Origin of the sequence: Micromonospora sp. NPDC018662, assembly GCF_044391475.1 — a bacterium.
Classification (GTDB): Bacteria; Actinomycetota; Actinomycetes; order Mycobacteriales; family Micromonosporaceae; genus Micromonospora.
In genome coordinates this window covers 1-14,561 of sequence record NZ_JBISAC010000002.1, presented here as the reverse complement: position 1 = coordinate 14,561, position 14,561 = coordinate 1, and the positions used below count along the sequence as shown (strand labels likewise).

At 72.7% G+C, this 14,561-nt stretch carries 6 protein-coding genes and 2 pseudogenes; 4 read left to right on the top strand and 4 right to left on the bottom strand.

Annotated features, from left to right (window positions below):
• Positions 1 to 30 precede the first annotated feature (30 nt).
• Together ACH495_RS05365 and ACH495_RS05360 are read left to right on the top strand one after the other, a co-directional pair.
• Positions 31 to 948, top strand: coding sequence for a tetratricopeptide repeat protein (locus ACH495_RS05365; protein WP_396856542.1), 918 nt, complete (start codon positions 31 to 33; stop codon positions 946 to 948).
• Between the two features lie 65 nt (positions 949 to 1,013).
• Positions 1,014 to 2,237 (top strand): arginase family protein, encoded by a 1,224-nt coding sequence (locus ACH495_RS05360; RefSeq protein ID WP_396856541.1) that lies wholly within the window; start codon positions 1,014 to 1,016, stop codon positions 2,235 to 2,237.
• A gap of 34 nt (positions 2,238 to 2,271) precedes the next feature.
• Here ACH495_RS05360 and ACH495_RS05355 read toward each other — a convergent pair whose 3' ends face one another.
• Positions 2,272 to 4,233 carry a penicillin-binding transpeptidase domain-containing protein gene (locus ACH495_RS05355; RefSeq protein ID WP_396856540.1) on the bottom strand — a complete coding sequence of 654 codons (1,962 nt, stop codon included), beginning with the start codon at positions 4,231 to 4,233 and terminating at the stop codon, positions 2,272 to 2,274.
• A 287-nt stretch (positions 4,234 to 4,520) separates the two neighbouring features.
• Between ACH495_RS05355 and ACH495_RS05350 the strand changes: the two genes are divergently transcribed.
• Positions 4,521 to 9,578 (top strand): NAD-glutamate dehydrogenase, encoded by a 5,058-nt coding sequence (locus ACH495_RS05350; protein WP_396856539.1) that lies wholly within the window; start codon positions 4,521 to 4,523, stop codon positions 9,576 to 9,578.
• A gap of 86 nt (positions 9,579 to 9,664) precedes the next feature.
• Here the strand turns inward: ACH495_RS05350 and ACH495_RS05345 are convergent.
• The 3 genes and pseudogenes from ACH495_RS05345 to ACH495_RS05335 form a co-directional block, all read right to left on the bottom strand.
• Positions 9,665 to 10,201, bottom strand: a pseudogene (locus ACH495_RS05345) (class F sortase); the annotation flags it as partial.
• Positions 10,202 to 10,435: 234 nt separating this feature from the next.
• A pseudogene (locus tag ACH495_RS05340) lies at positions 10,436 to 10,657 on the bottom strand (class F sortase); the annotation flags it as partial.
• Positions 10,644 to 11,933: a hypothetical protein gene (locus ACH495_RS05335; RefSeq protein WP_396856538.1), complete on the bottom strand. Its 1,290-nt coding sequence runs from the start codon at positions 11,931 to 11,933 to the stop codon at positions 10,644 to 10,646. The pseudogene ACH495_RS05340 and the gene ACH495_RS05335, both read right to left, overlap by 14 nt.
• 639 nt (positions 11,934 to 12,572) lie before the next feature.
• Between ACH495_RS05335 and ACH495_RS05330 the strand changes: the two genes are divergently transcribed.
• Entirely contained in the window at positions 12,573 to 14,372 is a 1,800-nt protein-coding gene (locus ACH495_RS05330) for a glycoside hydrolase family 6 protein (protein WP_396856537.1), read from the top strand.
• The last annotated feature ends 189 nt before the right edge of the window (positions 14,373 to 14,561 follow it).

Below are 14,561 nucleotides of genomic sequence, written 5' to 3'. Positions count from 1 at the left end.
TCCGGGCCGCACGTGCGAGACTAGACAACCATGAGCGACCCACGGATCACCTCGTCGATCTTCACCCGCGGCGCGGTCGACCTCAGCGCGCTGCGCACCCCCGCACCGGCCGACACCTCTCCCGCCACACCGTCCCAGGGCGGCCCGCCCGCCGGGCTGCCCAGCAGCCCCGCCGGCTCGGCCGCCGTGATCGACGTGACCGAGGCGAACATCCAGTCCGAGGTGCTCGAACGCTCGCTCTCCACACCGGTCGTGGTCTTCTTCGGGGCCGCCGGCTATCCGGAGAGCGACCAGTTCGCCCCGGTGCTGGAGCGGCTGGCCGCCGAGGGCGCCGGCGCGTGGCTCCTGGCCCGGGTCGACGTGCAGCAGCAGCCCCGGCTCGCGCAGATGTTCCAACTCCAGGCGCTGCCCACCACCTACGCCATCGTCGGCGGTCGACCGGTCGACGCCTTCCCGGGCGTACTGCCCGAGTCGGAGCTGCGCAAGTGGCTCCAGGCCGTGCTCAAGGCCGGCGGCGTCGAGGTGGCCGAGCCGGAGGACCCGCGGCTCGACGCCGCCGACGACGCGTTGATGAGCGGCGACCTGGACGCCGCCGAGGCGGCGTACCGGAAGATCCTGGCCGAGTCCCCGGCGGACGCGGCGGCGGAGGCGGGCCTGGCGCAGGTCGGGCTGGCCCGCCGGGTGGCCGGCGCGGACCCGCAGGGGGCGCTCGACGCCGCCGCGGCGGCCCCCGACGACGTGGACGCCCAACTGCTGGCCGCCGACATCGAGGTGCTCAGCGGGCTGGCCGAGCAGGCCTACCAGCGACTGGTCGGCCTGGTCCGCCGGACCGCCGGCGAGGAGCGGGACCGGGTCCGCCAGCACCTGATCGGCCTGTTCACCATCGCCGGCCCGGACGACCCCGCCGTGGCCTCCGCCCGACGCGCCCTGGCCAGCGCCCTGTTCTGAATTCGACGCACGCCCGCGCGGGCCGGCGCACCGCCGGCCCGCCCGACCATCGAGGACGGGAGCTCATGATGCGCCGGATCGCCGTCCTCGACGCGCCGACAAACCTCGGACTGCGCCCGCCCACGGCCAGCTCCGTCCCCGGCTGCGGCAAGGCGCCCGGCGCGCTGCGCGACCACGGGCTGCTCGCCCGGCTGCGAGCCCGCGACGCCGGCTGCCTCACCGCGCCCCGGTACGACCCGGGCGACTGGCGGCCCGGCGACGGTGTCTGCCACGCACCGGAGATCTCGGCCTACTCGGTGGCGCTCGCCGACCGGGTCGGCGCGATCATCGACCGGGGCGAGTTTCCGCTGGTGCTCGGCGGGGACTGCTCGGTGCTGCTCGGCTCGGCGCTGGCCATGCACCGGCTCGGCGAGGCGGTCGGCGGGCGGATCGGGCTGGTCTTCGTGGACGGCCACTCCGACTTCCGGCACCCCGGCAACGCCTCCTACGTCGGCGCCGCGGCGGGGGAGGACCTGGCCCTGGTCACCGGGCGGGGGCAGCCCGACCTGGCCGCCATCGAGGGGCGGCGCCCCTACTTCCGCGACGTCGACGTGGTGGTGCTCGGCATCCGCGCCCAGGACGAGTATCGCCTCGACCTCCAGGCCGCCGGCATCACCACCCGGCCGGTGCCGGCGCTGCGCGCCGAGGGCGCGGCCCGGACCGCGCAGTGGGCGCACGAGCAGCTCGTCGACTGCGCCGGCTACTGGGTGCACATCGACGTCGACGTGCTCGACCCGGCCGTGATGCCCGCCGTCGACGCGCCCGACCCGGGCGGCATCGCCTTCGCCGAACTGGAGATCCTGCTCGCCGGGCTGGTCGACACGCCGCACTGCCTCGGCGTCGAGCTGACCGTCTTCGACCCCGACTACGACCCGGACGGGGCGTACGCGGCGGAGATCGTGAACACGGTGGTGGCCGGGCTCGCCCCGGTCGTCGCCCCGGGCGCGGTGCCGCCCCGGCTGCTGCCGGCCGGCCCGGCGGCCCCGACGCCCCGGCCGGGCCACGGTCGGATGGCGCGCGGGGCGGTGACGGTGCCGGTACCCGCTGACGCGACGGACCCGACCGGCCCGCGCACCGTCCTGGACGACGACGACGAGGACGGCGACGACGACACGGCGGCGTGGCTGCCGGAGCCGGGCGAGAAGGTCTCCGGGCCGGCCGTCGGCCCCGGGTTGCTCCGCCGCGTCGCGGTGCCCGAGGCGGACGCCGCGCCGGTCAGGCAGGCGCCGGCAGCCGGCGAACCCGCCTGAGCGGTCACTCCACCGTCGTCGACGGCCCGCGCGCTCAACGGGCCAGGCCGCGCAGGAACCGCTCGGCGATCGGCACCGCGCTGGCAGTGCTGGAACCGCCCTGCTCGACGAAGACGGCGAAGGCCACGTCGCCCTGCCAGCCGACGAACCAGGCGTGGGTGTGCGCCGGGTTGTTGTCGTATTCCGCGGTGCCGGTCTTGCCGTGCACCGGCTCACCGGGCACCTTGGCCAGGGCGGTGGCCGTGCCGGCGGTGACCACGCCGCGCATCAGCGTCTTCAGCGCCGCCACGGACTCCGGCTTGAGCGCCGGCCCGGCCGGGGCGGGCTTGCCCGGCACCGGGTCGAGCAGCAACCTGGGCTGCTCGAAGCGGCCCCGCGCCACGGCCGCGGTGGCACCGGCCATGGCCAGCGGGCTGACCACCGTGGTGCCCTGGCCGATCGCGGCGGCGGCCTGCTCGGTGCGGCCCCCGTTCGCGGAGACCTTGCCGGTGAACACGTCCGCGCCCAGGTCCCAGCCGGCCTCCAACCCGAGCGTGCGGCCGGTCTGGGCGAGCCCGTCCGGACCGAGCTGCGGGGCCAGCGCGGTGAAGGCGGTGTTGCAGGACTTCGCGAAGTCGGTGGCGAACGGCACCGCGCCCAACTCGAAGTTGTCCGAGTTCTTGAAGATGCGTCCGTCGACCTCGGCGGTCTTCGGGCAGTTCACCGTGGTCTGCGGGGTCACCGCGCCGCGGTCGAGCAGGCCGAGCGCGCTGACCATCTTGAACGTGGAGCCGGGCGGCACCTGGGCGGTGAACGCGAGGTTCTCGCCGGCCGCGCCGGGGCCGTTCGCGGTGGCCAGCACCGCGCCGTCGCTGATCCGCACCGCGACCAGCGCGGAACGGCGGGTCTGGCCCCGCAGCGCGGCGTCGGCGGCGTTCTGGGTGGCCACGTCCAGCGTGGTCTTCACCGGCTGGCCGGGCTTCGGGTCGCTGCGGAACACCTCGGTGCCGGTGGGCTCGGTGGCGCCCTCCGCGGCGGGACGCTCGGTGATCACGGTGACGCCGGGCACGCCGCGCAGGCGTTCGTCGTACCGGCCCTGGAGGCCGCCGTGGCCGACCAGGTCGCCGCGGGCGTACCGGTCGGGGTGGGCCTGGAGATCGTCGGCCTGGGCCTGGTCGACGGAGCCGAGCAACGCCCGGGCGAACTCCCGGGTCGGGGCCAGCATGAGCTGGTCGGTGGGGAACCGGGTGCCGGGCAGGTCGTAGATCTTGGACTTGATCTGCCGGTAGGCGTCGTCGCGCAGCGTCACCACCTCGACCAGCGCGTCCCGGTCCGCCTCCTTGAGTCGCTTGGGCAGGTCGCTGACGTCGACCGGCGGGCTGAGCGCGGGCCGGATCGCCTTGAACGCGGCGTCCAGCCGCCGCACCAGGCCCGGCACGTCCTTCACCTCGCCGGGCGCGACCTGCACCCGGACCACCGGGCGGGGCGCCACGATCGGGTTGCCGGCGGCGTCCAGCACCGCGGCCCGCTCCGCCGGCTCCCGGCGCAACGCGAGGTGGTCGCCCTCGGTCAGCTTCTCGTGCACCACGCCCGGCTCCCAGATCACCTGCCACTGGTCGCCGCCGCCCTTGAGCCGCACCGGGTTCTCGTACGCCCAGCGGGCGCCGCCCGGCAGCGCCCAGGTCAGCCGGACCCGGGCGGTGGCGATGTCGCCGGCGGTCGTGATCTCACCGGTGCGCTCCAGCGCCGGCGGCGTGCCGGCCAGGTCGCCGACGAGCGCCTTCAGCTGCTTGGTCACCTCGGCCGCCGGCACCCGTGCCCCGGTCGGCGCGATGAACCCAACCGGTTGTAGGTCACCCGAGCGCCAGCCGGCCAGGAAGGCGTCGACGGTGCGGGCCGGCCCGTCCTCGCCGGAGCACCCGGTCACCACGCCGGCGGCCAGCAGCGCGGCGACCAGCGTCGCGAGCGGCCGGCGGCGGGATTGGCGACGGGGGCGGACGGGGTACGACAGGGGCATGAAGCGGTCCCTCCGGTGCGAACTGACCTGCACGCTAGTACGCCACGCGGCTCCCCACCGCCCCGCCACCGCCTCCGGCGGGTTCAGAACGGGCGTGTGGCAGTGTGATGAACATCGCCAGCCGGGGTAATCCGCAGCCGGCCGACCACGAACCCGCAACAGGTGAAAGGGCACAGTCCCGATCCGGACGTCCGGCCAGTGGTCCGCCGACGGAGGGGTACGACGGCAGGGCCTAGGCTGGGCGGCAGAGTGACCCACAACGCGGTGGGTCGAGGGGAGTGGCACCGATGGACCGGCGTCCGGCGATCAAACCGGGACCCGATCTCCAGGCTGACACCAGCCAGGACGATGACAGCTTCGATTCGGCGACCGACGGGGACGGTTTCGGCCGTCTCGACACAGGAGTGACCGGCCTGACCGGTTCCAGCATCGACACCCTCTACGACCTGGGCCTGCCCGCGCAGGCGCTGGCCGACGTCGAGGACGCCGAGCTGGACGAGCCGGTGCCCAACGCGGAGCGGCTGGTCGCCCAGGCGGTCGCGCTGGCCGGCGACGACCACGACGCGGCCACGCTGGTGGACCGCTTCTGGCGGTTCGCGCCGGACGAGGAACTGATCGGCTTCACCGCCGAGGAGATGCTGGAGGCGGCCCGGGCCCACCGGGACCTGGCCCAGCAGCGGGTGCCGGGCGAGCTGAAGCTGCGCATCCACGAGCCGGACGCCGAGCAGCACCACACCGTCGTCGAGATCGTCACCGACGACATGCCGTTCCTGGTCGACTCGGTGACCGCGCTGCTGAACTCCCGCCACCTCGACGTGCACCTGCTGGTGCACCCGCTGGTCGTGGTCCGGCGGGAGCCGCTGGGCCGGCTCACCGAGGTCTCCGCGGACGTGGAGCCGGACGACGCGATCGCCGGAGACCTGGTCGAGAGCTGGATGCGGATCGAGATCGACCCGGTCCGCGACCCGGCCGAGCGGGAAGCGGTGCGCCGCGAGCTCCAGCGGGTGCTCACCGACGTGCGGGAGGCCGTCGAGGACTGGCCCAAGATGCGGCAGCGGGCGCTGGCGCTCGCCGACGAGCTGGCCGCCGCGCGGACCTCGGACAACCGCCCGCCGGTGCCGGAGAAGGACATCACGGACTCGGTGGAGCTGCTGCGCTGGCTCGCGCACGACCACTTCACGTTCCTCGGCTACCGGGAGTACCGCCTGGTCGACGCGGACGGGGCGGACGGCGGGCAGGCCCTGGAGGCGGTCCTCGGCACCGGGCTGGGCATCCTGCGCTCCGACTCGCCGGAGGCCCGGTCGCTGAACTCGATGACCCCGGAGGCGCACGAGCGGGTGCTGGAGAAGCGCCTGCTCATCATCACCAAGGCCAACTCGCGCGCCACGGTGCACCGCTCGGCCTACCTCGACTACATCGGCTTCAAGATCTTCAACGACGCCGGTGACGTGGTCGGGGAGCGGCGCTTCCTGGGCCTGTTCTCCACCGCCGCCTACCGGACCAGCGTGCAGGAGCTGCCGGTGGTGCGCCGCAAGGTCGCCGAGGTGCTGGACCGCTCCGGCCTGAGCCTGCGCAGCCACTCCGGCAAGGACCTGCTCCAGATCCTGGAGACCTACCCGCGCGACGAGCTGTTCCAGATCAAGACCGACGACCTCTACCACGCGGTGATCGGCGTGCTGCGGATGGCCGGCCGCCGGCAGCTCCGGGTCTTCCTGCGGCGCGACGCGTACGGGCGGTTCATCTCCTGCCTGATCTACCTGCCCCGGGACCGCTTCACCACGCAGAACCGGCTGCGCATGCAGGACATCCTGCTGCGCGAGCTGAACGGCGTCGGCGTCGACTACACCACCCGGGTCACCGAGTCGATGCTGGCCCGGGTGCACTTCATCGTCCGCACCGACCCGAACAACCCGCCCGGCGAGATCGACGCCGACCTGCTCGCCGAGGAGCTGGCCGACGCCACCCGGCTCTGGGACGACGACTACCGGCTGGTGCTGGAGCGCAAGCTCGGCGACGAGCAGGCCAAGCACCTGTTCAGCAGGTACGCCGACGCGTTCCCGGAGGGCTACAAGGACGGGCACACGCCGTACGAGGCGATGAAGGACCTGGCCAAGCTGGAGCTGCTGGAGGAGCCGGGCCAGCTCGAGATGCACCTGTTCCGCAAGCAGTTGGCGCCCCGGGCCTACTCGGGCCGGGCCGCCGACGCCGACGAGTCGATGGACGTGCGGTTCAAGGTCTACCGGTACGGCGAGCCGATGATGCTCTCCGCCGTGCTGCCGGTGCTGCACTCGCTCGGCGTGAAGGTGGTCGACGAGCACCCGTACGAGGTGGAGCGCGTCGACGGCCGGATCTGGCTCTACGACTTCGGCCTGGAGCTGCCGGAGCGGCACCAGGACCTGGCCGAGGTGCGCCCGCACGTGGAGAACGCGTTCGCCGCCGCGTGGCGGGGCGAGGCCGAGGTGGACGGCTTCAACGAGCTGGTGCTGCGCACCGGGCTCACCTGGCGGCAGGTGGTGGTGCTGCGCGCGTACGCGAAGTACCTGCGGCAGGCCGGCACCGTGTTCTCCCAGGAGTACATGGAGCAGACGTTCATCGCGTACCCGCGCATCGCCGGGCTGCTGGTGCAGCTCTTCGAGACCCGGTTCGCGCCCGGCGCGACCACGCTTGACGAGCGGCGGCAGCGCAGCGGCGAGCTGGTCGACGCGATCGGCGAGGCGCTGGACGAGGTGGCCAGCCTCGACCAGGACCGCATCCTGCGTGCCTACCTGACGTTGATCCAGGCCACGCTGCGCACCAGCTTCTACCAGAAGCCGGTGGGCGGGCGGCCCAAGCCGTACGTGGCGTTCAAGCTGGACCCGCAGGCCATCCCGGACCTGCCGGCCCCGCGCCCGAAGTTCGAGATCTTCGTCTACTCGCCCCGCTTCGAGGGCGTGCACCTGCGGTTCGGGCCGGTGGCCCGGGGCGGCCTGCGCTGGTCCGACCGGCGCGAGGACTTCCGTACCGAGGTGCTGGGCCTGGTCAAGGCGCAGATGGTGAAGAACGCGGTGATCGTGCCGGTCGGCGCCAAGGGTGGCTTCGTGCTCAAGCAGAAGCCGGGCGACCGGGACGAGGCGGTGGTCTGCTACAAGGAGTTCATCTCCGCGCTGCTCGACGTCACTGACAACATCGCCAGCGGTGAGATCGTGCCGCCGGAGGACGTGGTCCGGCACGACGCCGACGACCCCTACCTGGTGGTCGCGGCGGACAAGGGCACCGCGACGTTCTCCGACATCGCCAACGAGATCTCCACCGCGCACCACTTCTGGCTGGGCGACGCGTTCGCCTCCGGCGGCTCGGCCGGCTACGACCACAAGAAGATGGGCATCACCGCCCGCGGCGCCTGGGAGTCGGTGAAGCGGCACTTCCGGGAGCTGGGGCACGACACCCAGACCCAGGACTTCACAGTGGTCGGCGTCGGCGACATGTCCGGCGACGTGTTCGGCAACGGGATGCTGCTCTCGGAGCACATCCGGCTGCTGGCCGCGTTCGACCACCGGCACATCTTCCTGGACCCGGACCCGGACGCGGCCACCTCGTACCGGGAGCGCAAGCGGCTGTTCGACAGGCCCCGGTCGTCCTGGGAGGACTACGACCCGGAGCTGATCTCGGAAGGCGGCGGCATCTTCCCGCGTACCGCGAAGTCGGTGCCGATCACGCCGCAGGTCCGCGCGGTGCTCGGCCTCGACGACGACGTCACGCAGCTCAGCCCGCAGGAGCTGATGAAGGCGATCGTCACCGCGCCGGTGGACCTGTTCTGGAACGGCGGCATCGGCACCTACGTGAAGGCGTCGACGCAGACCAACGCCGAGGTCGGGGACAAGTCCAACGACGCCATCCGGGTGGACGGCAAGAGCCTGCGCTGCCGGGTGGTCGGCGAGGGCGGCAACCTCGGCTTCACCCAGCAGGGCCGGATCGAGTACGCCGCCGGCGGCGGCCGCATCTACACCGACTTCATCGACAACGCGGCTGGGGTGGACTGCTCCGACCACGAGGTGAACATCAAGATCCTGCTGAACACCGCGGTCGCCGACGGGGAACTGGACCGGCCGGAGCGCGACGAGCTGCTGGCCCAGATGACCGACGAGGTCGCCGAGCTGGTGCTGCGGGACAACTACGACCAGGCGCGGGCGCTGAACAACGCCCAGGCCCAGGCCGCCTCGCTGCTCCCGGTGCACCGCCGGATGATCAACGAGCTGGAGCGGTCCGGCGCGCTGGACCGGGCGCTGGAGGCGCTGCCGTCGGACGAGGAGCTGGCGGTCCGCGTCGAGACCGGGCTGACCCCGCCGGAGTTCGCGGTGCTGCTCGCGTACGTGAAGATCGTGCTGGAGCGGGAGATCGTCGGCGAGGGCCTGGCGGACGAGGAGTGGACGACCGACGTCCTGGTCAACTACTTCCCGACGCCGCTGCGGCAGCGCTTCGCCGACCGGATGGGCCGGCACCGGCTGCGCCGGGACATCGTCACCACGGTGCTGGTCAACGAGGCGATCAACCGGGGCGGCATCTCGTTCGTGTTCCGGACGGTCGAGGAGACGGCCGCCTCGGCGGCGGACGTGCTGCGGGCGTACGTGGTGGTCCGCGAGGTGTTCGAGCTGGGCGACCTGTGGAACGCGGTCGAGGCGCTGGACAACAAGGTCTCGCCCGAGTTGCAGACCGCCGTCTACCTGGACACCCGGCGGCTGCTCGACCGCGCGGTGCGCTGGCTGGTCACCAACCGGCGCTCGCCGATCGACGTGCCGGCGGAGATCGCCCGGCTGCGCGACGGCGTGGCCCAGCTCATGCCGGACCTGGAGCGCCTGTTCTGGGGCACCGAGCGAGAGGCGATCGCGGCGCACATCGACGCGCTGGTCGGCAAGGGGCTGCCGCCTGAGCTGGCCGTGCAGGCGACCCGCCTGATGTACAGCTTCGGCCTGCTCGACATCGTCGAGACGGCGAAGGCGACCGGGCGGGAGGTCAGCGAGGTGGCCTCGGTCTACTTCGTGCTCTCCGACCGGTTCCGGGTGGACGCGCTGCTGTCGAAGATCTCCCTGCTGCCACGGGAGGACCGCTGGCAGACGCTGGCCCGGATGGCGCTGCGCTACGACCTGTACGCCGCGCTGGCCGCGCTCACCGCGGAGGTGCTGAGTTCCACCTCGGACAGCCAGCCGCCGGTGGAACGGGTGCAGGAGTGGGAGCAGGCGAACGCGACCTCGATCCACCGGGCGCACCGGGCGATGGGGGAGTTCGACGAGTCCCGCGCCGACCTGTCCGCGCTGTCCGTCCTGCTGCGCCAGATCCGTACCCTGGTCCGGACCTCGGCGGCGGCCTGACGCCCCGTCGCCCGGCCCGCTCGCTGATACACGGAAAGAGTGCCCATCGCGCTTCGGATGGGCACTCTTTCCGTGCATGAGGTGGTTTACGTGATCATGCGCGCGTAGACCACGATGTTGTTCAGGTAGCTGCCGGCGCTCCGGTCGAACACGCCGCCGCAGGTGACCACGCGCAGGCCGGGCACGGCGGACGGGCCGTAGACCTGTTCCGCCGGGAAGGCGGTCTTCGGGTACGACCGGACCTCCTCCACCGTGAACGTGGCGGTCGAGCCGTCCTGCCGGGACACGGCGATGGTGTCGCCCGGCAGCAGCGCGCCCAGGTTGAAGAAGACCGCCGGGCCGAGCTTGGCGGAGTCGACGTGCCCGACGACCACCGCGTTGCCGACCTCGCCGGGGCTGGCGCCGGGGGAGTACCAGCCCGCCTTCATCGCCTGGTCCAGCGGGGGCACCTGGACCGTGCCGTCCAGGTTGGTGCCGAGCGTCATGATCTCGGCGTGGACCCCGATCCGCGGGATCACGATGGTGGTGGGCGCGGAGCGGGGCAGCGCGGCCGGGCCGCGGTCGGCCCCGGCCCCGGGACCCGTGGGCCCGGTCGGCGCGGCCCCGGGACCCGGCGGCACGGCCGCGGAGGGTACGCCCGGAGCGCTCCCCGGGCGGGAGCCGGGCGGTGTCGCCGGCATAGCTCCGGGCGGCGTGACCCCGGATGGTGCTGCCGGCGTGGTTCCGGGCGGGACGGTTCCCGCCGGGCCGGTCGGGGTGGCTGCGGGCGGTGCCGTCGGCGACGTCGGTGCGGGGTCGACGTCGTCCCACGGCGTGACGGCCCCACCGTCCGCGTCGGGTCCGGCGATCTCGCCGTCCGCGTCGGGTCCGGACGCCGGGTCGGCGGCATCCGTCGTGCCGGTCGGTCCGGCCTGCGCGATCGGCTGCGGCGGGGTGGGCGGCGGGACGGTGCGGACGGATGCGCCGATCAGGCCGGAGCCCAGCATGGCGAGCAGGACGACGACGGCCGTGCCGGCGGCACGCCACGGTCTCCCGTGACGGCCGCCGGCCCGGGTCGTCGTCCGGTCAGACCAGGCCACCGGCCCGCCGCCGGCGCAGCAGCACCAGTCCGCCGAGCGCGGCGGCACCGATCATGCCGGCGCCCCCGGTGGCGAGACCACGGTCCAGGCCGGTGGTGGCCATGCCGCCGTCACCACCGTCGACCCCGCCCCGGGGCAGGACGACCAGCTCGCCCTCGCCGCAGGAGCCCTTCAGCTCGTACCGGCCGGGGTGGACGTCCTCGGAGACGCGGGCCTCGCCGTAGTAGACGAAGTCCTTCCCGTGCTCCCAGCCGGCCTCGTCCTCGCCCTGGCCGTACCCGGCGTCGTCCTGCCAGTCCTCCTGCCAGCCGCCGTGCTCGTCCTTGCCGTCCTTACCGTGTTCGTCCTTGCCGTCCTTGCCGTGCTCGTCCTTGGCCTCCTGGCCGTGTTCGTCCTTGCCGTCCTTGCCGTGTTCGTCCTTGGCGTCGGCGCCGTGTTCGTCCTTGGCGTCCTTGCCGTGTTCGTCCTTGCCGTCCTTGCCGTGCTCGTCCTTCTTGCCCTCCGGCCGGGCGCCGTGTTCGTCCTTGGCCTCCTGGCCGTGTCCGTCCTTGCCGTCCGGGCCGTACTCGTCCCGGGTCCAGTCGGCGGCGTCCCAGCCCGGCTCGGCGTCCTGGCCGTACTCCTCGTGGCCCTGCGGACCCTGGTCCCCGGCGTCGGCGGCCATGCCGGCACCCATGCCGGCCGGCTTCGGCGCGTCGGCCGGCGGCTCCGGCATCCCCGCCTCGCCGGGCCCGTGCCCGTCCTTGCCCTCTTCTGGCTTGCCCTCGGGGCCCTTGCCTTCTTCGGGCTTGCCCTCGGGGCCCTTGCCCTCTTCGGGCTTGCCCTCGGGGCCCTTGCCTTCTTCGGGCTTGCCCTCAGGGCCCTTGCCCTCTTCGGCCTTGCCGTGCTCGTCCTTGCCCTCCGGCGCCTTGCCGTGCTCCTCCCCGTGCCCGTCCTTGCCGTCGGGGCCCTGGTCCGCGTCCTCGGCCCAGTCGCCTCCCTGGTCGGCCCAGTTACTGCCGCCCTGGTCGGCCCAGTCGCCGTGCTCGCCGTCACGGGCCGGGTGGAGGTCGACCTTGCCGGTCACCTTCGACCAGACGTAGGCGTGCTCCTGGGGCTCCGCGCAGATCTGGAGCAGTTCCACCTTGTCGCCGGCCTTGACCACGTGCGGCTTGGCGATCACCTTGCCCTCGTCGTCGTGCCCGCCTGCGTAGGCCATTCCCGGGGTGAACACGAGAAGGCTCGCGCCGCCGAGAGCAGCACCCGCGACGATCTTCCCGAGCATCTTGTCAGCCATACCAGCGTCACTCCATCCCTGTTCGTCCTGAGCCCGACGTCAGTCGAGCTACGGCCGACGTTAGACCTTTTCGCGACTTATTCGGGGAAAGATTCGTTTTTAGGAGTTTGCCGATGATGCGGCTTTCCGGAGGGTAAGGCGACTCCTGTAGCCATCTGGGCCCGTGTGCCCCACCCCGCCAACCCCTTGATCACCGGCGGCGACCTCCGAGCGACACCTCGGGGCTGGTGATCATGGAGTTTGGCGAGTGGGGAAACGCTTTCCGGCGCCGTCAACTTCATGATCAACGGCGTGGGGGTGGGGCGGGTTCGGAAGGCGGGGTGGGGTGGGGGCGGGGGTAGGGTCGAGGCGGGCGTATCGAGCCATTGCCATGGAAGCGCTCCCATGCAAGAATCGCTGCACGCGGTTCGGGGAGCCACACCGCGAGCTCAGACGTCGAGGGCAACCGGTCTCACCGGACGACGTCCGGCTCCTTCGGCCGGTCCTGCGGACCGGTCGGCACCACCACCCTCACGCCCGTCCGGGACGGGCGTCCCCCGAAGTAACCCATGGCGCGCACGGTCGTTCCCGCAGGGCGACCACCGCCGCCATTCCGCCGGGCCGTACGCGGATCCGGTCTCGCCCAAGGAGATCAGTGGTATGAATCTGTGGAGAAGGCTGTCCGGCCGGAGCCGGACGCTCGCGCTCACCGGCGCCGGCGTCCTCGTGGCCGGCGGGCTGGTGACCCTTCCGGTCACCGCGGCGCAGGCCGCGACGCAGTGCAGCGTTGACTACACCACCAACGACTGGGCCGGTGGCTTCACCGGCACCGTGGTCATCAAGAACCTCGGTGACCCGGTCAGCTCGTGGACCCTCGGCTTCACGTTCCCGAACAGCAGCCAGCGCGTGCAGCAGGGCTGGTCGGCGAAGTGGACCCAGAGCGGCCAGAACGTCACCGCGCAGAACGAGTCCTACAACGGCTCGCTCGCCACCGGCGCCAGCACCAACATCGGGTTCAACGGCGCCTGGAGCGGCAGCAACCCGAAGCCGACGCAGTTCACGCTCAACGGCACGGTCTGCAACGGCGGCACGCCGCCCACCAGCACCCCGCCCACGAGCACGCCGCCGACCAGCACGCCCCCCACGAGCACCCCGCCGACGACCCCGCCCCCCACCACGCCGCCGCCCACCACCCCGCCGGGGCAGAAGGTGGACAACCCGTACGCCGGGGTGAAGGGGTACGTGAACCCGGAGTGGAAGGCCAAGGCCGAGTCGGTGGCCGGTGGCAACCGGGTGTCGAACAACCCGACCGCGGTCTGGATCGACCGGATCGCCGCCATCAACGGCACGCCGGACAGCAGCTCCAACGGTGCGATGGGCGTCCGCGCCCACCTGGACGCCGCGCTCGCCCAGGGCGCCGGCTACATCCAGTTCGTCATCTACAACCTGCCCGGCCGCGACTGCGCCGCGCTCGCGTCGAACGGTGAGCTGGGTCCGGACGACCTGCCCCGCTACAAGACCGAGTACATCGACCCGATCGCCGCGATCCAGGCCGACGCGAAGTACAAGAACCTGCGCATCGTCAACATCATCGAGATCGACTCGCTGCCCAACCTGGTGACCAACACCTCGGGCCAGCCGGGCGGCACCGCGATGTGCGACACGGTCAAGGCCAACGGCGCGTACGTCAACGGCGTGGGCTACGCGCTGGCGAAGCTCGGCGCGATCGGCAACGTCTACAACTACATCGACGCCGCGCACCACGGCTGGATCGGCTGGGACAGCAACTTCGGCCCGACCGCCGACCAGCTCAAGGCCGCCGCCGTCGCGTCCGGCAGCACGGTGAAGAACGTGCAGGGCTTCATCGTCAACACGGCGAACTACTCCGCGCTCAAGGAGCCGTACATCAAGATCACCGACTCGGTGAACGGCCAGACCGTGCGGCAGGCCAAGTGGATCGACTGGAACTTCTACGTCGACGAGCTCTCGTTCGCCCAGGCGTTCCGGCAGAAGCTGGTCTCGATCGGCTTCGACAGCAACATCGGCATGCTGATCGACACCTCCCGCAACGGTTGGGGCGGCTCGGCGCGGCCGACCGGTGCGGGCCCGCTGACCAGCGTGGACGCCTACGTCAACGGTGGTCGGGTCGACCGCCGCATCCACGCCGGCAACTGGTGCAACCAGGCCGGTGCGGGCCTCGGCGAGCGGCCGCGGGCGAACCCGGAGCCGGGTATCGACGCCTACGTCTGGGTGAAGCCCCCGGGCGAGTCGGACGGCTCCAGCAAGGAGATCCCGAACAACGAGGGCAAGGGCTTCGACCGGATGTGCGACCCGACGTACACCGGTAACGCCCGCAACGGGAACAGCATGTCCGGTGCCCTGCCGGACGCGCCGATCTCCGGCGCCTGGTTCCCGGCCCAGTTCGCGCAGCTCATGCAGAACGCCTACCCGGCGCTGTAGAGCCCGCGGCCGGACCACCCGCCGCGGCGGGAGTGAGGCACCGCCGCGCGGGTTCCCCGGGCCCCGGGGGGGGGCCCCCCCCCCCCCCGGGCCCCCCGCGGGGGGGGGGGGCGCGGCCCCGCGTATCGCTTCCCCCCCCGCCCCGCACGGCCCGGGGGCCGCGGGCCCGCCCGACCGTCTCCCGGGGGC

Excerpts from the sequence above, each read along its gene's own strand:
- ACH495_RS05365 (WP_396856542.1), top strand. The coding sequence starts at position 31 with ATGAGCGACCCACGGATCACCTCGTCGATCTTCACCCGCGGCGCGGTC.
- ACH495_RS05355 (WP_396856540.1), bottom strand. The coding sequence starts at position 4,233 with ATGCCCCTGTCGTACCCCGTCCGCCCCCGTCGCCAATCCCGCCGCCGG.
- ACH495_RS05335 (WP_396856538.1), bottom strand. The coding sequence starts at position 11,933 with ATGGCTGACAAGATGCTCGGGAAGATCGTCGCGGGTGCTGCTCTCGGC.
- ACH495_RS05360 (WP_396856541.1), top strand. The coding sequence starts at position 1,014 with ATGATGCGCCGGATCGCCGTCCTCGACGCGCCGACAAACCTCGGACTG.
- ACH495_RS05330 (WP_396856537.1), top strand. The coding sequence starts at position 12,573 with ATGAATCTGTGGAGAAGGCTGTCCGGCCGGAGCCGGACGCTCGCGCTC.
- ACH495_RS05350 (WP_396856539.1), top strand. The coding sequence starts at position 4,521 with ATGGACCGGCGTCCGGCGATCAAACCGGGACCCGATCTCCAGGCTGAC.